Source organism: Streptomyces sp. NPDC048349 (assembly GCF_040651925.1).
Lineage (GTDB): Bacteria > Actinomycetota > Actinomycetes > Streptomycetales > Streptomycetaceae > Streptomyces.
This window is the reverse complement of sequence record NZ_JBEZLA010000018.1, coordinates 21107-40265: the sequence shown is the minus strand read 5'-3', so window position 1 is coordinate 40265 and position 19159 is coordinate 21107. Positions and strand designations below refer to the sequence as shown.

Sequence of the window (19159 nt, the reverse complement as noted above, 5' to 3'; positions counted from 1 at the left end):
CCGCGGTCAGGGGCCGAGGACGACCGCCGATTCGGCCGGTACCCGGATCCGCCCGTCCGGACCCGGGTGGTCGACCGGCTCCCAGGCGGCCAGCACCCGTACCCCGTTGCGCCCCAGCGCGATCGTCACCGGCTCCGGGGCGAGGTTCACGACCACCCGTACGTCGCCCCGCCGGAAGGTGAGCCAGCGGCGCTCCTCGTCATGGGCGACCCGGACCGCCGCCAGGTCCGGGTCGCGCAGGTCCGGCAGGGTGCGGCGCAGTGCCACGAGGGTGCGGTACCACTCCAGCAGGCGGGCGTGGCCCGCCCGCTCCGGCTCCGTCCAGTCCAGGCAGGAGCGGTCCCGGGTCGCCGGGTCCTGCGGGTCGGGGATCTCCTCGGCCTTCCAGCCGTGCTCCGCGAACTCCCGCCGCCGGCCCGCCCGTACGGCCTCGGCCAGCTCCGGGTCGGGGTGGTCGGTGAAGTACTGCCACGGGGTGCCCGCCGCCCACTCCTCGCCCATGAACAGCATCGGCACGAACGGCCCGGTCAGCGCCACGGTTGCGGCGCAGGCCAGCAGCCCGGGGGACAGCGAGGCGGCGAGGCGGTCGCCGAGCGCCCGGTTGCCGATCTGGTCGTGGGTCTGCGTGTAGCCGAGGAAGCGGTGGGCCGGGATCCGGCGGCGGTCCACCGGCCGGCCGTGGCTGCGGCCGCGGAAGGAGGACCAGGTCCCGTCGTGGAAGAAGGCGCGGGTCAGGGTCTTGCCGAGGGCGGCCAGCGGTGCCCGGGCGAAGTCGGCGTAGTACGCCTGGGATTCACCGGTCAGCGCACAGTGCAGGGCGTGGTGGAAGTCGTCGTTCCACTGGGCGTGCAGCCCCAGGCCGCCGTCGGCGCGCGGGGTGATGGTGCGCGGGTCGCACCGGTCGGACTCGGCGATCAGGAACAGCGGCCGGCCGGTCTCGGCGCCCAGGGCGTCCACCGCGGCGGACAGTTCCTCCAGGAAGGTCAGGGCCCGGCCGTCGGCGAGCGCGTGCACGGCGTCCAGCCGCAGCCCGTCGATCCCGTAGTCGCGCAGCCAGGCCAGCGCGCTGTCCAGGAAATAGGCGCGCACCTCGTCGGAGCCGGGCGCGTCCAGGTTCACCGCCGCGCCCCAGGGGGTGTGGTGGGTGTCGGTGAAGTACGGGCCGTAGGCGGGGAGGTGGTTGCCCGACGGGCCGAGGTGGTTGTGGACCACGTCCAGGACCACGCCCAGACCGGCGGCGTGGGCCCTCTCCACGAACCGGGCCAGCCCCGCCGGGCCGCCGTACGGCTCGTGCACCGCCCAGGGGGCGACCCCGTCGTACCCCCAGCCGTGCCGGCCGGGGAAGGGGCAGACGGGCATCAACTCCACGTGCGTGACGCCGAGGCCGGTGAGGTGGTCCAGGCGCGCGGCCGCCGCGTCGAAGGTGCCCTCGGGGGTGAAGGTGCCGATGTGCAGCTCGTACAGGACCGCGTCCTGGAGCGGGGTCCGCCGCGCCGCGGCCCCCGGCGCGGGGAGGGCCGTGAAGTCGACCACGGCGGACAGGCCGTCGGGTCCGTCCGGCAGCCGTCGGCCGCGCGGGTCGGGCCGCGGCACGCCGTCGCCGTCCAGCAGGAATCCGTACCGGCTTCCGTCGGCGGCCGGGGCCTGCACGGTCCACCAGCCGTCCCGCTCCGGATCGCGCGCCATGTCGTACGTCGTGTCGTCGAGTCGCATGGCGACATGACCGGTCAGCGGTGCCCACACCTCGAACTGCACGGACGTTCCCCTCGTCTGCGGCCCTGTTCACCATGCGTATCCTGCCCATCATTCCGGGCGTGGCGGGGGAGTTCTGGACACTCCGGCCCCGACGGGCCGACAATCACCCTGTGACGTCGAGTTTTGAGTTCCCCGCCTACCCCGCGCCGCGGCTCTCGGACGCCGAGCGCGACCGGGCGCTGGGCCAGCTCAGGGAGGGCGCTGCCCTCGGCAAGCTGTCCCACGACACGTTCCTCCGCCGGATGGAACTCGCCCTGGTGGCCCGCCGGTCCGAGGACCTCGCCGTCCTCACCGCCGACCTCCAGACGCGGGGAGCCGAAAGCCCCTGGACCCGTCGGCTGTTCGGCTGGGTGGGGCGGGTTTCGGCCGTTTCGGTCGGGGTCCGGCGCGCCTGGGCCGTCGAGAAGCTGCCCAAGCTGCTGCTGCCGCACCCCGGAGCGGGGGCCCTGCGGATCGGCCGTGACCCCGGCAACGGGCTGCGGCTCAGCCACGAGACCGTCTCCCGGGCCCACGCGGAACTCAGCCTGCGCGACGGGGTGTGGGTGCTCAAGGACCTCGGCTCCACCAACGGGACCACGGTCAACGGCCTGCGGGTGACCGGCTCCGCGGTGGTCCGCGACGGAGACCAGGTCGGCTTCGGGAAGATGAGCTTCCGGCTGTCCTCGAGCTGAAGCCGCCTACCGGCCTGTCCGAGCGCCGGTAGGGCCTGCCCGTGGAGCCCCGCTAGGAGGCGGAGGCGATGAGGCGTTCGTACGTCGCCAGGACCGTCCGGGACTGGTGTTCCACCTGGGTGGCCACCGGGACCCAGCGCGCCTGGAAGCGTGCCGCGAAATCCTCGCACCACCCGGTGACCAGCCGGTCCAGCCCGGGCGCCGAGGGGTGGCCCTGTGTGCGCAGCACCCGCAGCAGCATCGCGGCGGCGCGCAGCGACAGGCGCCGCGCGAAGGCGTCGATGCTGGCCACGTAGGCCGCGCTGGCCTCGGCGGGGGCCCCGTCGCCGGCCCACTCGGCGGTGATCCGGGGGATCAGCGCCAGCGTCCAGTCCACCGCGCGCAGCAGGGGCGCCGCGGCCGGATCCTCGTACGGCAGCGGGCCGCGGCGGATCCCGTCCCGTACGGCGGCCACGCGCGCGGTGTCCTCGCCGAGCCGCCGGGCCAGCATCCGCAGGGCCCCGCGCGGGTCCGGGTGCGGGGTCGGGTCGTCCACCAGGTCGGAGGCCCACATGGGGACTTCGACGATCGCGGTGGCGCCGGCGTAGCGGTGGGCGTGGTACCAGGTGCTGAGCCGGGTGTCCTCCGGGTGGAAGGCCCCCGCGGCCTCGCTCCCCGGCTGCGGGATCACGAAGATCCCGGGTCCGGGGGAGGGCCAGCCGGCGGCGTCCGAGGCCCCGTTCTCCACCGGGATGCGCAGCTCGGCGGCCGATTTGCCGAAGGGCTCGGCGAGGCCCGGTATGTCCCGGGTGAGCTGGACCCAGGAGCCGCCGAGGTCGGTGGCGTGCAGGGAGACCTGGAGGACGGGCCGCAGTTCGTCGATGAGCGCGGTCAGGGCCAGGGTCTCGGGCGGGAGCCGGTCCGGGGGCAGTAACGACGGTGCCCACTCGGGCTGTTCGGGCCCGGGGGGCCGGAAGAAGTGCCGGTGGTAGTCGAGGAGTGAGTACGGGCGGGGCGTGCGGTGCAGGTCGGCGCCGTCGGGATCGGCGCAGAGCAGGAAGTGCCAGCCGCTGCCGGCGCGCGGGGCCGGGTCGTGCAGGAGGCGCCGGGCGAGGGACAGGACGGTGGCGCCGCCGACGGGCTCGTTGGCGTGGGCCCCGGCGACCACGAGGACGTCCCGCGGGGCGGCCGGTGCGGATGCCGGTGCCGGTGCCCGGCCGGTGGCCGCGACGGAGAGCACCCAGAGGGGCTGCCCGGCCCGGGAGGTACCGGCCTGGCGCAGCCGGACCACGGCGGGGTGCTCGTCCGCGAGGGCGCGGGCGGCCAGGGCGAGCTCGTGCGGTGTGGGGTAGCGCATGTCTCGGAGGAGGGTCACAAGGGATGCCATGCCCGCAGCACAGGGCCCCTACTGCTGCGCAGCCCCCGTAGTTCCCCTCACCCCGGGCCGTCCCCGCACCTCGCGCCCCGCGCCTCGAACGCCGGCGGGGCTGGTGGGGGTCGGCGGGGACGGAGATCGGGGCTTCGTCCCCGGGGCCCGGGCGGGGGCCCGTGGTCACGGGGTGCGCAGGAGGAGGGCCACGGGGGACGCGGTCAGGAGGGTCGACAGGTTCGCCTCGGTCTCGTACGGGGGCTCCGTCGGGTGGGACGGGAGGCGGGTCCAGCGGCCCGGGGGGAGGGGGAGGGCCGTGCCGCGCCAGCCGCCCGCCAGGGCCAGGCGGTGCGAGAGGCGCGTGGCCACCACCACCAGGCCGGGCGAGCGGGCGAAGGCCAGGCAGTGGTCCGCCGCGGGACCCCGGGCGGCCAGCGGGGCGTACCCGGCGAACAGTCCCGGCCGGTCCCGCCGCAGCCGCAGCAGGGCGGCCGTCAGGGCGAGCTTCTCCTCGTCCGGCCCGGACGGCTCGGCCCCCGCGTCCAGCCGGGCCAGTTCCCGGCGCGGGAAGCGGGCCGGCCGCCGGTTGTCGGGGTCGACCAGGGCCCGGTACTCCGTCTCCGCGCCCTGGTAGACCTCCGGCACCCCCGGCATCGCCAGGTGCACCACCGCCATGCCCAGCAGATTGGCCCGGGCCGCCTCCGCCAGCTCCGCCGGCAGGTCCAGCGGCCCGGGCGCGTACCCCGGTACGGCCGCCTCGTAGGCCTCGTCCGGCTCCGTCCAGCTGGTCCGCAGCGCGGCCTCCCGGGCCCCCTTGAGCAGCGCGTCCGCCAGCCGCGGCGCGGCCTGCGGCACCTCCCCGAGCCCCAGCGCGGTCTGCCGGGCCGTCCACGCCAGCGCCGGGTCCGCCCCGGCCGTCCCGTCCATCGGCTCCGGCGCCTGCGACAGCACCGAGATCCTGGCCCGAACGTCCGCGCTGCGCTTGGTGTCGTGCGTGGACAGCACCGTCCCGGTCCGGGGCCACTCCCGCTCCAGCCGGTCGCAGTACGCGTGGAACTCCGCCACCGACACCGCCGGCTGCCCCGGATCCCCGCCGACCTCGGTGGCCGACAGCAGCGGCGCGTACCGGTAGAAGGCCCGGTCCTCCAGCGACTTGGCGCGCAGCGCGGCCGAGGTCTGGGCGAAGCGGGCCGCGAACGCGGGATCCCGCAGCAGCAGCTCCCGTACGCCGGCCACCGCAGCCGGACCGGCCACCGCGGCGGCCCGTTCCACGGCCCGCGGATCCGGCTGCGGCTCGCCGGGGTAGGGCCGGTAGACGGGGTAGGCGATCAGCAGCTCGCGCACGGCCACCGCCAGGTCATCCCCGGCCAGGCGCTCCAGCGTGCCCAGTTCGGCCGCCAGGTCGCCGGCCAGTACCTCCCGCGCGCACGCGTGCGCCGTCAGCTCCCACTCCGGGAGACCGGTGAACTCCCGGTAGCGGGCGGCCAGTTCGGCAGACCCGTCCGGGTCGGTGAAGACGCCGTCCACCCGGTGCAGCGCGTCGTACCCGGTGGTCCCCGCCACCGGCCAGGCGGGCGGCAGCCGCTCCTCCCGGGCCAGGATCTTCTCCACCACCACCCAGCAGTGCGGGCCCGCCGCCGCGCGCAGGCGCCGCAGGTAGCCCTCGGGATCGGCCAGCCCGTCCACGTGGTCGATCCGCAGCCCCTGCGCCACCCCGTCCCGGACGAGTTCCAGCACCTTGGCGTGCGTGGCCGTGAACACCTCCGGGTCCTCCACCCGGACCCCGATCAGGTCCGAGATGGTGAAGAAGCGCCGGTAGTTGAGCGTGGTCCGGGCCTCCCGCCACCAGGCCGGCCGGTACCACTGCGCGGCCAGCAGCTCGGCCATCTCCAGGCCCGCGGTCCCCTCCCGCAGCGGGAACTCCTGCTCCCCGTACCGCAGCACCTCCCCGTCGGCCTTCAGCTCGGCGGCCTCCACCGGTCCGGCGAGCACCGGGAGCAGCACCTGCCCGCCGCCCGCCTCCCAGTCGATGTCGAACCAGCGGGCGAACGGCGAGCCGGGCCCCTCCCGCAGGACCTCCCACAGGGGCCTGTTCAGCCGCAGCGGCGCCGGTACCGCCATGTGGTTCGGCACGATGTCGAGCACCAGGCCCAGCCCGTGCGCGCGGGCGGCCGCGCCCAGCGACCGCAGGCCGCTCTCGCCGCCCAGTTCCTCGCGCACCCGGGAGTGGTCGGTGACGTCGTACCCGTGCGCAGAGCCGGGCACCGCCTCCAGCACGGGGGACAGGTGCAGGTGGGACACGCCGAGCGAGGAGAGGTACGGTACGGCTGCCTCGGCCGCCGCGAAGGGGAACTCCGGACGCAGCTGGAGACGGTAGGTCGACGCCGGGGTGACCGGTGCCGGAACGTCAGATTCCGAATGGATGCTTGACGGTGGCAGGCTCATGAGAACGTACGTACCCAGTCAGCCGGATTCCGTGCCATGACCCAATGCATACGAGTGACTGCGGCGCGTTAGCGTTGCTCGAATGGTTGGAACCGTCAACACCTATCGAAGAGTCATCGCCCTGACCGGGCCCCTCCTGCCCCTCATCTCCTTCCTCGCCCGACTGCCCGTCGCGATGTCCCAGTTCGGCAGCGTGGTGCTGGTCGCCCAGACCAGCGGCTCGATCGCCACCGGCGCCGTCGTCGGCGGCACCCTCTCCGCCGGCCAGGTGGCCTTCGGGCCCGTCCTGGGCCGGCTCGCCGACCGGTACGGCCAGCGGCCCGTCGTCCTGACCGCCGCCGCGGTCAACGCCGTCGCGACGGCCGCCCTGGTGGCCGGGGCCCTCGGCCACCTCGCCACCGCCCCGCTCGCCGCCGTCGGAGCCGTGGCGGGCGCCTCCATCCCGCTGATCGGGCCGCTCGCCCGGACCCGCTCCGTGGCCCTGGCGCACCGGGCGAAGTCCGGGGAGGGCGTGGTGGGCGCCGTCCACTCGCTCGAAGGCACCCTGGACGAGGTCTCCTTCGTCCTCGGCCCGGCCCTCGTCGGACTCGCCTCGATCGTCGCGCACCCCGCGGTCGCCCTGGGCGGGGCCGCCGTCCTCGTCGCCGTGTTCGCCACCGCCTTCGCGCTGCACCCGACCGCCGCCGTCACGGCCGGGGGCCCCGCACGGGCCCGTACCGCGGGGCGCCGGACCCGGCATCCGGGCGTGGTCCACGCCGTCCGCGGCTCCCTCGCCCTCCAGGGCGCCATGTTCGGCGCCTGCCAGGCCGGGATCGCCGCGCTCACCCTGCAGCTGGGCGTCCCGGAGCAGGCCGCCGTCGTGTACGCCGCCATGGGCGTCGTCAGCGCCGTCGTCGGCATCTCGCTCGGCGCGCTGCCCGCCCGCTTCGGGCTGCGGCTGCGCTGGCGGGTGGCCACCGGCGCCGCGCTGGCGCTCTCCGTGCCCCTGCTCCTCACCGGCTCCCTGGGGACGCTGTACCTGGTCGTCACGGTCCTCGGCGCGGCCTACGCCCCGCACCTGATCACCGCGTTCGCCCTCACCGAGCGGGTCGTCGAGCCTTCCCGGCTCGCCGAGTCGATGGCCTTCGCCGCCAGCTCCCTCGTCGCCGGGCAGGCCCTCGCGCTGCCGCTCTGCGGACGCCTCGCCGAGTCCTACGGGCCCCCCGCGGCCTTCGCCGTGGCCGTGGGGGCCGCCGCCCTGTGCCTGCTCCTCGCCCTCCTCACCCGGGTGCCGGCCGCCCGCACCCACGGCGCCGCCTTCATCCCGGCGCAGCAGACCGGCTCCCCGTCCGTGGACGGGAGCTCCGCCTACGCCGGGCGCTGAAGCACCACCAGACACCGTCCCGTCAGCGCCACCCGGTCCCCGGCCGCGTACTGCGGCCCGGTGCCGGGTGGCAGCACCTGCGGCCGCGCCGTGTCCACCACCAGCCGCCACTGCGCCCCGTGGCCCGGCGGAACGGTGAACTCCTGGGGATCCGCGCCCGCGTTGAACATCAGCAGGAACGAGTCGTCGGTGATCCGCTCCCCGCGGGTCCCCGGCTCGGAGATCGCCTCCCCGTTGAGGAACACCGTCAGCGCCCGCGCGTGCTGCGCCTGCCAGTCCCGGGCCCGCATCTCCTCGCCGTGCGGGGTGAACCAGGCGATGTCGGAGAGCTCGTCGTGCGTCCCCTCCACCGGCCGCCCGTGGAAGAACCGGCGCCGTCGGAAGACCGGGTGGTCGCGGCGCAGCCACACCATCCGCCGGGTGAACTCCAGCAGCGAGGGCGCCGGTTTGCCCGGCTCCGGCCAGCGCACCCAGGACAGTTCGTTGTCCTGGCAGTACGCGTTGTTGTTGCCGCCCTGCGTGCGGCCGAACTCGTCGCCGTGGCTGAGCATCGGCACGCCCTGCGACAGCATCAGCGTCGCCGTGAAGTTGCGCATCTGCCGCTCGCGCAGCTCCAGTACCTCGGGATCCTCGGTGGGGCCCTCCACCCCGCAGTTCCAGGACCGGTTGTGGGTCTCGCCGTCCCGGTTGCCCTCCCGGTTGGCCTCGTTGTGCTTCTCGTTGTAGGAGACGAGGTCGTGCAGAGTGAAACCGTCGTGGCAGGTGGTGAAGTTGATCGAGGCCAGCGGGCGCCGCCCGTCGTCCTGGTAGAGGTCCGAGGAGCCCGTCAGCCGCCCCGCGAACTCCGCCAGCGTCCGCGGCTGACCGCGCCACAAGTCCCTGACGGTGTCGCGGTACTTGCCGTTCCACTCGGTCCACAGCGGCGGGAAGTTGCCCACCTGGTAGCCGCCCTCGCCCAGGTCCCACGGCTCGGCGATCAGCTTCACCTGGCTGACCACCGGGTCCTGCTGCACCAGGTCGAAGAACGAGGACAGCCGGTCCACCTCGTGGAACTGGCGGGCCAGCGTCGCCGCCAGGTCGAAGCGGAAGCCGTCCACGTGCATCTCGGTCACCCAGTACCGCAGGGAGTCCATGATCAGCTGGAGCACGTGCGGGGACCGCATGAGCAGCGAGTTCCCCGTGCCGGTGGTGTCCATGTAGTGCCGCGGGTCGTCGGCCAGCCGGTAGTACGAGGCGTTGTCCAGCCCCCGGAAGGACAGCGTCGGGCCCAGGTGGTTGCCCTCCGCCGTGTGGTTGTAGACCACGTCGAGGATCACCTCGATCCCCGCCTCGTGCAGGGCGCGCACCGCCGACTTGAACTCCAGCACCTGCTGGCCGCGGTCACCCGAGGCGTAGCCGTTGTGCGGGGCGAAGAAGCCGATGGTGTTGTAGCCCCAGTAGTTGCTCAGCCCGTCGTTGACGAGCCGGTGGTCGTTGACGAACTGGTGCACCGGCATCAGCTCCAGCGCCGTGACCCCGAGCTTGGTCAGGTGCCCGATGACCGCCGGGTGCGCGAGCGCACCGTACGTGCCGCGCAGCTCCTCCGGGAGGTCCGGATGGCTCATCGTCAGACCCTTGACGTGGGCCTCGTACAGCACGGTGTGGTGGTACTCGTGACGCGGGGGCCGGTCATTGGCCCAGTCGAAGTACGGGTTCACCACGACCGAGCTCATGGTGTGCGGGGCGGAGTCCAGGTCGTTGCGGGAGTCGGGCCGCCCGAAGTGGTACCCGTACACCGCCTCGCCCCAGTCCACGTTCCCGCTGATCGCCCGCGCGTACGGGTCCAGCAGCAGCTTCGCCGCGTTGCAGCGCTGCCCGCGGTCGGGCTCGTACGGTCCGTGGACGCGGAAGCCGTAGCGCTGGCCGGGCATGATGCCCGGCAGGTAGGCGTGCCGGACGAAGGCGTCCGTCTCGCGCAGTTCCACGGCGGTTTCCGAGCCGTCGTCGTGGAGGAGGCACAGCTCGATGCGTCGGGCGGCCTCGCTGTAGACCGCGAAGTTGGTTCCGGCGCCGTCGTAAGTGGCGCCGAGCGGATACGCCTGTCCCGGCCAGACCTGCATAGATAACGACTCTTCCCATCCTGCTCCGGCTGATCCGGCTGGACCACGTCACTGCCAGATCTTCCCCGAAAGAGGGTCCTCACGCGTGGACTTGGGTTGGTCCCTCCGGGTGACCCGCAGAGCTGATATCCGGGTCGGACGACTGTGTGGGCATCGGATAATGGGTCAACGGGCAGCCGGTGTAAGGGCCATCGGGCTGCGTCGGGCCGCGCGCGCGGAGTACTCTTCCGTGATCACTGGAGACGGGCGTCCAGACGCAGAAGGCGGTGCACGGGTGAGCTCGGGAGGTCTGGAGCTGCCCCCTGGTGACAGCGGTCACGAGGGCGGCCCCGCGGACGCACCGCCGGCGGGGGTCGCGGCCGGGGCGGTGTCGCTGGCCCCGCAGACGGCCGGCAGCGCCCCGGCCGGCGCCGAGCTGGACTGGAGCACGGAGGCCTGGAGCGAGGTCCGCACGCGCGCCCAGCGGGCCGGCCGTGCGTACATCTGGCTGAACCTCATCGAGCAGCGGCTGCGGTCGGTGGTCGGGGCGGTGCTGCGGCCGATCTACGAGCCGGTGCACGGCGGGGACGACTGGGTGGTCGCCGCCGCCGGGCCCGCCGGGCAGGAATGGGTGCAGCGGGCGGTGGCCGTGCGCGAGGTCAGCCGGCGCAAGGGGTACCTGCTCGACTCGGCCGACGACAACGTGCTCAGCTTCCTGACGCTGCCGCAGCTGCGCGAGCTGATGGTCCAGCACTGGCCCTGCTTCGAGCCGTACTTCGACGACCGGCGCGAGATCGAGCTGGCCCTGGACGAGCTGGAGGTCACCCGCAACGTGGTCTCCCGCAACCGGGCGCTGTCGCGCCCGGTGCTGGAACAGGCGGAACGGGCCTCGGCGCGGCTGCTGGAGGTGCTGGGCGGGGGCTCGGGCAGCCCGGCGGCCGACCGGTTGCCGATCGACGCCGTCGAGGACCTGGTGGGCGACCGGTACGCGGACGTCATCTCGGTCCATCCGGACCGGGTGCGCCTGCAGCGCCAGCTCCCGGCGGAGGACCTGTTCGGCGGCGCGCGGCGGCTCGACGCCATCGGCATAGGCCTCAACCTCCTGGTCCAGAACTTCTCGGGCCGAAGACTCGTCCGGCTCACGGAGGCCGGCTGCCGGGTGCGGCTGCTGTTCCTGAACCCGGCGAGCAGCGCCGTCAAACGGCGCGAGCGCGAGCTCGGGCTGCGCAAGGGCGAGCTGAGCCGCTCGGTGGAGATGAACATCCTGCACGTCCGCCGGGTGCGGGCGGGCCTGCGGGACCCCTCGCGCTTCGAGATCCACGTCTTCGACGAGACCCCGCGCTTCACCGCCTACCTGGTGGAGGGCCAGTCCTCGGGGATCGCGGTGGTCCAGTCGTACCTGCGGCGGGCGCGCGGCATGGAATCGCCCGTCCTGGTCCTGCGCGGCGGCGGCCGCGGCGTGCCGAAGGACGCCGACCACGGGCTGTTCGCGACGTACCGCGAGGAGTTCGAATCGGTGTGGGAGGACTCCCGGCCGGTGTCGTGACGCGCTCCCGTGGTGCGCTCTCCTGCCCGGTGGCGTGCCGCGGTGCCGGGACGCGGTGCCGGGACGCGGTGCCGTGCCCCCGCCGAGCCCCCGGCGGCCGGCCTGTCAGTGGCCCGTGGCAGGCTGAAACTCGTTGACCGGAGCTGTACGGGGGGAAGGGCGCGTGATGGGGGACTGGCACGGCGGTGTGCTGATCGGGTTCGACCTGGAGACGACCGGCACCGAGCCGGGGGAGTCGCGGATCGTGACGGCGGCGCTGGTCGAGGTGCGGGGCGGTGAGGTGCGCGAGCGGCGCGGCTGGCTCGCGGACCCGGGGATACCGATTCCTGAAGGGGCGTCGGCGATCCACGGGATCAGCACGGAGCGGGCCGTCGCCGAGGGCCGTCCGGTGCGGGAGGTCGCCGACGAGGTCGCGCAGGCGCTGGTCGGGCACTGGCGCGGCGGGGCGGTCGTCGTCGCCTACAACGCGGCCTTCGACCTGACGCTGCTCTCCGCGGAACTGGCCCGGCACGGGCTGCCCTCGCTCGCCGACCGGCTGGGCGGGGCGGAGACCGGGCCGGTGGTGGACCCGCTGACCATCGACCGGGCCGTCGACCGCTACCGGCGCGGCAAGCGCACCCTGGAGGCGGTCTGCGGGGTGTACGGGATCACCCTCGACTCCGCGCACGACGCCGGGGCGGACGCCCTGGCGGCGGTCGAGGTGGCCCGCGCGATAGCCGCGCGCCACCCCGAAGTGGCCGCGCTCAGCCCGGCCGACCTGCACGCCCGGCAGGGCGGCTGGCACGCCCGCTGGGCCCGCGACTTCCAGTCCTACCTCCGCCGCCAGGGCACCCCCGACGCGGTGATCGACACCGCCTGGCCGCTGCGGGGCCTGGTCCCGGCAGCCGGTTAGACGGCGTGGCCGGGCCCGCGGGCCGGGTCACAGGCGGAAGGCGGACGGGTCGATCGAGGCCAGGCGCCTCACCACGGCCGGTACGCCGAGCCCGCGGTCCTCGCGGTGCTCCACCGCGCGGAGGGTGGGGATGACCAGGCGGGCGCCCGGGTAGCGCACCGGCTCCGGGGGGATCCAGCCGCCCGGCGGGCGGGTGAAGGCCGAGCCCGACCATTCGTCCTTCGTACCCAGGACGAGGGAGGCCAGTACCTTGGCCATGAGCCGGGAAGGGCCCACGCCGTCCCCCGAATAGCCCGTGGCGTAGCAGACCCCGGGCACCGACTTCAGCCAGCCGGCGAAGGGCAGCGAGGTCGTCGAGTACTCGACCGGGGCGGTCCACGCCGCGTCCACCGGCGCGTCGGCGAGTTCCGGGAAGAGCCGGGCGAGCTGGCGCCGCAGCTCGCCGGGCCGCAGCGGATCGCCCCACAGCGTGTCGGCCCCGCTCCGGCCGAAGGCCACCCCGGAGCCTCCCTTGCCGAAGAGCAGCCGGCCGTCCGGGGTCGTGCGGTAGTAGTTCAGCCTGCGGCGGGAGTCGCAGACCGAGGTGCGGCCGTCCCAGCCGAGTGCCTCCAGCCGCTCGGGAACGGGCTCGGTCAGGACGGTGTCGCTGGCCACGGTCACCATCCGGCGGTCGAGGTCCTCCAGTTGCCCGGCCCAGGCGTTGATGGCCAGGACGACCCGGTCGGCGCGGACCCGCCCGTACGGGGTGTGGGCGGTGGTGGCTCCGCCGGGCGCGGCCCGCAGGGCGGTCAGCGGGGTGCGCTCGTGGATGCGGACGCCCGCCTCGATCGCCACTCGGCGCATGCCCCGCGTCAGTTTGGCGGGCTGCAGTGTGGCGCAGCCCGGGTCGAGGACGCCCCCGAAGTGGTTGCGGGTGCCGACCGCCCGGCGGGATTCGGCGGCGGACACCTCGTGCAGCGGCTCGGTCCCGGCCCGGCGCAGATCCTCCAGGGTCTGCCGCCACGCCCCGCGCTGGGCGGGGGAGGAGGCGGCCCACAGCCACGGACCTCGCGTGTACTCGACGTCGATGCCGTGCTCCTCGGTGAAGGCGAGGATGTCGTCGACCGCCTGGGCGGAGGCCTCGCCCAGCCGGCGCGCCTCCTCGTGCCCGCCGATCGCGACGAGGCTGCTGAACCGGGCCCACATCGGCATCAGATAGCCAGCGTTGGCGCCGCTGGCGCCACCGCCGCAGACGTCCGCCTCGATCAGCACGATGTCCGTGCCGGGGGCCCGCCGCAGGATCTCCAGGGCGGTCCACAGGCCGGTGAAACCGCCGCCCACGACGAGGACGTCGCAGCGCACCTCGTCGAGCAGCTGCGGGGAGCGCCCGTCGTCGGGTCCGGCGCGCAGGGCGTCCCGCAGCCAGGCGGTGCGCCGCGCCGGGGGCGGGGTGTCGGGGCGGGGCCAGGTGCCGGGCAGGACGAGATCGGGATCGGTCACGGGTACGGGTCTCCACGGTCGGTGCGGTGCGGGCGGGTCGCAGGGAAAGGTGTGGTGCGGTGCGGTGCGGGTCGCAGGGAAGGGGGTGGTGCGGGAGGGGCCGCAGGGCGGGTGTCAGTTCTGGCGGGCGCGGCCGGCGGCGTCCAGGTGCTCCGCCGCCGTCAGCAGGTCGATCCGCGAGCTCACCCCGTAGGTCTTGAACAGCTTGCGGAGGTGGTAGTTGACGGTGTGCGGGGACAGCGCGAGGCGCCGGGCGATCTGCTGGTTGGTGAGGCCCTCGCGCACCAGCCCGACCAGGACCCGCTGCTGCTCGCTGAGCTCCGGTCCGGCGGGCGGCGCCTCGGCGAGCCCCGCCGTCGCCCGCAGCGCCGCCGCTTCCCGCTGGAGGGACAGGCGCAGCGAGTCCGGCATGGAGTCCGAGATGAGCCGGCGCAGCAGCGGGTTGGAGAACACGGCCCGGCCGCCGTCATTGCGCACGACGCCGGTGGCCTCCACCTCCTCGAGGGCGGGGAGCAGGGCGGAGACGGAGGTCCGCAGCATCAGTGCCAGGTCCTCGTAGACCACCTCGCACCCCAGGAGCGAGGCCACGCACAGCAGTTGGCGGCATCCGGGCGAGAAGCGCTCCAGGGTGGCCCGCACCCGGGTGGCCAGGCGCGCGGGCAGCTGCGGGGTCAGCAGCCTGACCTCGTCGTCCGCGGTCTCCAAGGAGCCCTCCTCCTGGAGCCCGGTGAGCAGTTCGATCAGCAGCCGCGGGTGCCCGCCGGCCTGGTCGATCAGCTGGACCAGGGCCGGTGCGGGCGGCGCGCCCAGCAGGTCGCGGGCCAGGCCCAGCGAGGGGGACGGCCCCAGCGGGCCCAGCGACAGCCGTTCGCTGCGGCCCGTGAGCCCGGCCGGCAGGGCCGGTCCCTCGCCGGGCCGGTGGGCCACCAGCCAGACCACGGGCTCGCCGCCACGCCGTTCACGGGGGGCGAAGGGCATCCGCGGCGGCCCGTCCACGGTGCGCCGGGTGTCGTCGACGAGCACGAGGACGGGCCCTGCCGGGGCGGGGCAGCGGCCGGGCCGGCCCCGGGTGTGGCGGGCCGGCGCGGCCCGGCGCCGCGGGTGACGGGGGTCCGCCCACGGGTCGGGGTGGTGCCCGGCGTAGCCCAGGCCGTCGGCGAGGAGGGCGGCTTCCCGCAGCAGCCGCGTCTTGCCGATGCCGGGCATGCCCTCGATCGACAGGACGGCGGGGCCCGAGCGGCGGCCGTACTCCAGCACCTCGCGGATGAGCCGCATCTCCCGCTCGCGCCCGCGCAGCGGCATGTGGGTGAGGGTGCCGTTCATATCGAGCCGCCGTAGCGGCGTACGCCGACGGTGTGGAAACGCGCGGACACGAAGGCGGCGTCGCAGTACACCGCGTTCCCCGACGGGTTCATCCCCGTGCCGTGCAGATCGGAGTAGACGGCCGACTGGGAGATGTACCAGTCGCCCATCAGGTTCGCGGACAGCATCACCCCGGCCTCGGCGCAGGCCCGTTCCATCGCCGCTTCCACCTCCGGCGACGTGGAGTAGAGCCCGACCGACAGGGCGCCGCACTCGCGGGTGGTACGGGAGACCAGCGCCACCGCGTCGGCGACGGAGTCCACCGCGACGGCGAAGACGACGGGGCCGAGCCATTCGGCGAGCAGCGTGGCCCGGTCCGCGGCCCGGTTCGCGTCGAGCGTGACGACGGCCGGAGTGCGGACGACCGCTTCGGGGTGTGCGGGGTCGCGCACGGCGCGGGAGGGCACGGCCACGGTCCCCGCCTCCCCGGCCATCACCCGTTCGAGCCGGTCCAGGACCGGGGGTCCCAGGAGCGCGCCCAGGACGGCGACCGCCTCGGCGTCATCGGCGAGCAGCGCGGCGAGGGCGGCGCCGAGGTCCGCGACGACCTCCTCGTACGTCCGGTGCCCCTCGTCGGTGCTGATCCCGGCGCGCGGGATCAGCAGGTTCTGCGGGCTGGTGCACAGCTGCCCGCTGTAGAGGGAGACCGAAAAGGCGAGGTTGGCGAGCATGTCGCGGTAGTCGCCGGTCGATTCGACGAGCAGGGTGTTGACGGCGGACCCGGCGGTGAAGACGCGTGCCTGGCGGGCGTTGTCCTCCAGCCACTCGCCGAAGGCGGTGCCGCCCGCGTAGTCGACGAGGCGGACCTCGGGTCGGGTGGCCAGCCGGCGTGCCAGCCCCTCGCCGGGGTGTTCGGCGGCCAGGCACACCAGGTCGGCGGGGAAGCCGGCCTCGGCCAGTACCTCGCGGGCGGTCCGGACGGTGAGGGCCAGCGGCAGGACGGCCGCCGGGTGCGGTTTGACGAGGACGGGGTTGCCGGTGGCCAGCGAGGCGAAGAGGGCCGGGTAGCTGTTCCACGTGGGGAAGACGCTGTTGGCGATGACCAGGGACACGCCCCGGGGCACGGTGGTGAAGGTCTTGGTCAGGGTGACGGTCCGGCCGTCGGCCTGCGGCTTGTGCCAGACGGAGGCGGCCGGCAGCCGGGTCTGCTCGGCGAGGGCGAAGGCCACCGCCTCGAGACCGCGGTCCTGGGCGTGGACGGCGCCCGCGTGGAAGGCCATCAGGAAGTTGTGGCCGCTGGTGTGCACGGCGGCGTGGGCGAACTCGCAGCTGCGGGCGTTGATCCGGTGGAGGATCTCGGCGCAGACCGCCGCACGGGCCTCGGGGCCCGCGTCGCGCCAGGCGGGCAGGGCGGCCTGCATGGCGGGCAGCAGGACCTCGGGGTCGCAGTGCGGGTAGGAGACCCCCAGCGGGCCGCCGTAGGGGGAGCGCTCGCCGCCGTTTTCCGGGGCGGGGCCCACGGCGCCGTCCCGGCCCGGCTGTCCGAGCTCGAAGGGCCGGCCGAGGAGCCGGCGGAAGGCGGCCTCGCCGGCGGCTCTCGCGCCCGGGCCGTAGGCCTGGGGATCCTCCGGGTCCTCCGCGTACGGCGACCAGTGCTCGCGGGAGCGGATCACTTCGCGCGCCCGCTCCAGGGTGCCGCGGTGCCGGGCGGCGAATCGGGTCAACGCGCCTGCGTCGGCGCGGGTTTCGGGAACGGGCGGCCGCACGCTGTGCGCCATGGTCCTCATCCTTTGTCGAACGGTGGGGGTCGGTCCGGGCCGGGGGTCACCGCGTCCGGAAAGCCTCGGCGATCACGCTAATTCGGCCGGTTCGCACGCACGGCGGAGTCTGGTCACGAAGGGAATTGACGGTCCGTTCACGCGGCCGCCCGGGAAAAGCGGCGGCAGGGCGGCCGCCCGGCCCGAGGGGGATACGGCGAAATGCGGGCCGGATCTGGGACGTTGGGCACGCCCGCCGAGAAGACGGGGCAAACTGTGACGATGGCCATATCCTGGGCGACTTGCCGCTCTCGGCCATCATCTGGCGTGATACCACCGCTCGGCGCCTCTCGGCGGGCGTGCCAACTGGCTGGTTCTGTACGGCCTCCTCGGCGGCCCCGCCCATTACTCAGGCGGGTCGCCCGGCGCCCGCGGCTACTCGGTGATCGGCCGGAGGTACCGGTCGAGCGCCGTGTCGGGCAGCACCCTCGCCAGGACGCTCACCTTCCGGGCGTCCCGGCCCACCCGGTAGCGGGTCCTGGGCCGCCGGGCCGTGAGGGCTTGGCGGACCGTTTCCGCGAAGTCCTCCGGACGGGTGGGGCTCTCCCGCGCCTGCCGCTCGTTGTGGTGCAGGAACCGGTTGAACGGGATCCGGTACAGCTCGGCCAGCTGCTCCGGGACACCCTCCATCGCCGCCCGTGCGACGTCGGAGACCTTGCCCCAGATCGGCGTCATGATGGCGCCCGGCTGCACGAGGGCGACGTCCACTCCCTGCGGCGCCAGCTCGCGCCGCAGCACGTCGGTCAGGGCCTCCTTGGCGAACTGCGCCGCCGCGTACGCCCCGAGGAAGGGGATCGCCACGCTGCCCAGGCCCGAGGTCACGTTGACCACCCGGCCGCGGGTGCGCCGCAGCAGCGGCAGGAACGCCTGGGTGACGGCGAGCTGCCCGACCACGTTGGTGTCCAGTTGCTCGCGCAGCCGCTGCGGCGAGACGCACTCCAGCGGTGCCGAGACGCAGATGCCTGCGTTGTTCACGAGGCCCCACAGGCCCTCCTGGCCGACCTCGGCCCCGACCCGCTCGGCCGCCGCGGCCACCGACTTCTCGTCCGTCACGTCGACCAGCACCGGGATCAGCCGGCCGTGCGCACCGGCCTCGGTCAGCGCCAGGGCGTCGGCCTCCTTGCGGACACCGGCGAAGACCCGGAAGCCCGCCTCCTCCAGCTGGAGGGCGCAGACCCGGCCGAGGCCGGAGGAGGCCCCGGTGACCAGGACGGACCGGCCGCGCGGCGACAGGTCGGAGCGGTGTGCGGCGGCGGACACGGGGTTCCTCCTACGGGAAGCGGGGGCGCTCATCCGGCCACCGCCGGGAAGGTGAGGGCGTCCTCCAGCGTGCGGGTGAGCCTGGACTGCGGCATGAACCGGAAGTACGCGTCCCGCACCGGCCGGCGGAACGGGTCCTCGGACTGCTCGAAGGAGCTGATACCGCGCGAGGCGGCCACCATCCCCCGGGTCCGCTCGCGGCGCTCGTCCTCGTACCGGCGCAGCGCCCGCGGCAGGTCGGGCGCGTCCTTCAGGGCCCGCCCGAGCACCACGGCGTCCTCGATCGCCATGCCCGAACCCTGCCCGAGACTGGTCAGCATCGGGTGCGCGGCGTCCCCCAGCAGGGTCACCGGCCCCCGGCCCCAGCGCTCCAGGAACGCCCGGTCCCGGGAGGGCACGGCGATGATCGACTCCTCCTGCGTGGCCAGGATCGCCTGCCGCACCTCGTCGGCCCAGCCGTCGTAGGCGTGCAGGATCTCCGCCTTGCCGCCCTTCCAGTCCCGCGAGAGCTCGGCCGGCATGTTCTTGGTGCCCCACCAGTACAGCCGTCCGGCGCCCATGTCCACGAGCCCGAAGCGCTTGCCGCTGCCCCAGAAGTGGGTCACCGAGCCGGGGGTGAAGCGGGGGTGCGAGAACGGCACCACCGCGAGCCAGCAGATGTAGCCGCTGTCCTGCGAGTCCTCCGGCCCCACCAGCTGCCTGCGGACCACCGAGTTGAAGCCGTCGGCCCCGATCAGTACGTCGCCCTCCGCGGTGGTCCCGTCGTCGAACGCGACCCGCACCCCGCCGCCCGGTCCCTCCTCCGTCTCGAAGCCGGTGGCCGCCGCGCCGAAGTGCAACGGGATGCCCTCGGCCGCCTCCAGCAGCGACTGCTGGAGGTCCGCCCGGGTGATGAGCACACTGGGCACCCCCAGCCTGCCGATGATCTCCGGGAAGGGGAACTCCCGGATCAGCCGGCCCGAGGCCGTCTTGACGTGGTAGGAGCGCAGGGCCTCCCCGCGCTTCTCCAGGTCGATTCCCACGCCCAGCGAGTTCAGCGCGCCCACCGCGTTGCTCATCACCGACAGGCCGGAGCCCGCGGCCCGCAGCTCGCCCGCCCGCTCGTGGACCTCTACGTCGAGACCCGCCTCGCGCAGTGCGACGGCGGCGGTGAGCCCGCCGATCCCCGCGCCGATCACCAGGGCCTTCTTGCGGTCCGTCATC

General features: G+C 74.5%; 13 protein-coding genes. 4 read left to right on the top strand and 9 right to left on the bottom strand.

All coding sequences use genetic code 11. The features are described from left to right. Window positions 1-6: 6 nt before the first annotated feature. Window positions 7-1755, bottom strand: a complete 1749-nt coding sequence (treZ, locus tag AB0D44_RS12820) for a malto-oligosyltrehalose trehalohydrolase (RefSeq protein WP_362588705.1) — start codon at window positions 1753-1755, stop codon at window positions 7-9. Window positions 1756-1865: 110 nt separating this feature from the next. On the opposite strand from treZ, the gene AB0D44_RS12815 reads away from it, so the two are divergent. After that, window positions 1866-2426 carry a DUF1707 and FHA domain-containing protein gene (locus tag AB0D44_RS12815; protein WP_362588703.1) on the top strand — a complete coding sequence of 187 codons (561 nt, stop codon included), beginning with the start codon at window positions 1866-1868 and terminating at the stop codon, window positions 2424-2426. Between the two features lie 52 nt (window positions 2427-2478). Here AB0D44_RS12815 and AB0D44_RS12810 read toward each other — a convergent pair whose 3' ends face one another. Further along, window positions 2479-3780 (bottom strand): M14 family zinc carboxypeptidase, encoded by a 1302-nt coding sequence (locus AB0D44_RS12810; RefSeq protein ID WP_362588852.1) that lies wholly within the window; start codon window positions 3778-3780, stop codon window positions 2479-2481. A 177-nt stretch (window positions 3781-3957) separates the two neighbouring features. Then, window positions 3958-6219 (bottom strand): malto-oligosyltrehalose synthase, encoded by a 2262-nt coding sequence (treY, locus tag AB0D44_RS12805; protein WP_362588701.1) that lies wholly within the window; start codon window positions 6217-6219, stop codon window positions 3958-3960. Window positions 6220-6301: 82 nt separating this feature from the next. Between treY and AB0D44_RS12800 the strand changes: the two genes are divergently transcribed. Continuing rightward, the gene (locus AB0D44_RS12800) at window positions 6302-7582 is read left to right on the top strand and encodes an MFS transporter (RefSeq protein ID WP_362588698.1); all 1281 of its coding nucleotides are present in this window, start codon (window positions 6302-6304) and stop codon (window positions 7580-7582) included. Here AB0D44_RS12800 and glgX read toward each other — a convergent pair. Then, a complete protein-coding gene (gene glgX / locus AB0D44_RS12795; RefSeq protein ID WP_362588695.1) occupies window positions 7567-9681 on the bottom strand; it encodes a glycogen debranching protein GlgX in 2115 nt (704 codons plus the stop codon). The two genes, AB0D44_RS12800 and glgX, sit on opposite strands and share 16 nt — an antisense overlap. Before the next feature lie 274 nt (window positions 9682-9955). Here glgX and AB0D44_RS12790 point away from each other — a divergent pair, with 274 nt between their 5' ends. Together AB0D44_RS12790 and AB0D44_RS12785 are read left to right on the top strand one after the other, a co-directional pair. Then, on the top strand, window positions 9956-11206 hold the full coding sequence (locus AB0D44_RS12790; RefSeq protein WP_362588693.1) for an SAV2148 family HEPN domain-containing protein: 1251 nt from the start codon (window positions 9956-9958) through the stop codon (window positions 11204-11206). 166 nt (window positions 11207-11372) lie between these two features. Further along, on the top strand, window positions 11373-12098 hold the full coding sequence (locus tag AB0D44_RS12785; RefSeq protein ID WP_362588691.1) for a 3'-5' exonuclease: 726 nt from the start codon (window positions 11373-11375) through the stop codon (window positions 12096-12098). A 27-nt stretch (window positions 12099-12125) separates the two neighbouring features. On the opposite strand, the gene AB0D44_RS12780 is transcribed toward AB0D44_RS12785, so the two are convergent. The 5 genes from AB0D44_RS12780 to AB0D44_RS12760 form a co-directional block, all read right to left on the bottom strand. Next, the gene (locus tag AB0D44_RS12780; RefSeq protein ID WP_362588688.1) at window positions 12126-13577 is read right to left on the bottom strand and encodes an FAD-binding oxidoreductase; all 1452 of its coding nucleotides are present in this window, start codon (window positions 13575-13577) and stop codon (window positions 12126-12128) included. 114 nt (window positions 13578-13691) lie between these two features. Then, window positions 13692-14900 (bottom strand): LuxR C-terminal-related transcriptional regulator, encoded by a 1209-nt coding sequence (locus tag AB0D44_RS12775; protein ID WP_362588686.1) that lies wholly within the window; start codon window positions 14898-14900, stop codon window positions 13692-13694. Then, on the bottom strand, window positions 14897-16657 hold the full coding sequence (paaN, locus tag AB0D44_RS12770; RefSeq protein ID WP_362588683.1) for a phenylacetic acid degradation protein PaaN: 1761 nt from the start codon (window positions 16655-16657) through the stop codon (window positions 14897-14899). Before paaN ends, AB0D44_RS12775 begins: the two co-directional genes overlap by 4 nt. 414 nt (window positions 16658-17071) lie before the next feature. After that, window positions 17072-17956: an SDR family oxidoreductase gene (locus AB0D44_RS12765; RefSeq protein WP_362588680.1), complete on the bottom strand. Its 885-nt coding sequence runs from the start codon at window positions 17954-17956 to the stop codon at window positions 17072-17074. A gap of 29 nt (window positions 17957-17985) precedes the next feature. After that, complete coding sequence (locus AB0D44_RS12760) at window positions 17986-19158, bottom strand: NAD(P)/FAD-dependent oxidoreductase (RefSeq protein WP_362588677.1); 1173 nt, start codon at window positions 19156-19158, stop codon at window positions 17986-17988. Window position 19159: the final 1 nt, after the last annotated feature.

Coding starts and splice junctions, on each gene's coding strand:
- treY (WP_362588701.1), bottom strand. CDS start 6,219: ATGAGCCTGCCACCGTCAAGCATCCATTCGGAATCTGACGTTCCGGCA.
- AB0D44_RS12800 (WP_362588698.1), top strand. CDS start 6,302: ATGGTTGGAACCGTCAACACCTATCGAAGAGTCATCGCCCTGACCGGG.
- glgX (WP_362588695.1), bottom strand. CDS start 9,681: ATGCAGGTCTGGCCGGGACAGGCGTATCCGCTCGGCGCCACTTACGAC.
- AB0D44_RS12785 (WP_362588691.1), top strand. CDS start 11,373: ATGGGGGACTGGCACGGCGGTGTGCTGATCGGGTTCGACCTGGAGACG.
- AB0D44_RS12775 (WP_362588686.1), bottom strand. CDS start 14,900: ATGAACGGCACCCTCACCCACATGCCGCTGCGCGGGCGCGAGCGGGAG.
- paaN (WP_362588683.1), bottom strand. CDS start 16,657: ATGGCGCACAGCGTGCGGCCGCCCGTTCCCGAAACCCGCGCCGACGCA.
- AB0D44_RS12760 (WP_362588677.1), bottom strand. CDS start 19,158: ATGACGGACCGCAAGAAGGCCCTGGTGATCGGCGCGGGGATCGGCGGG.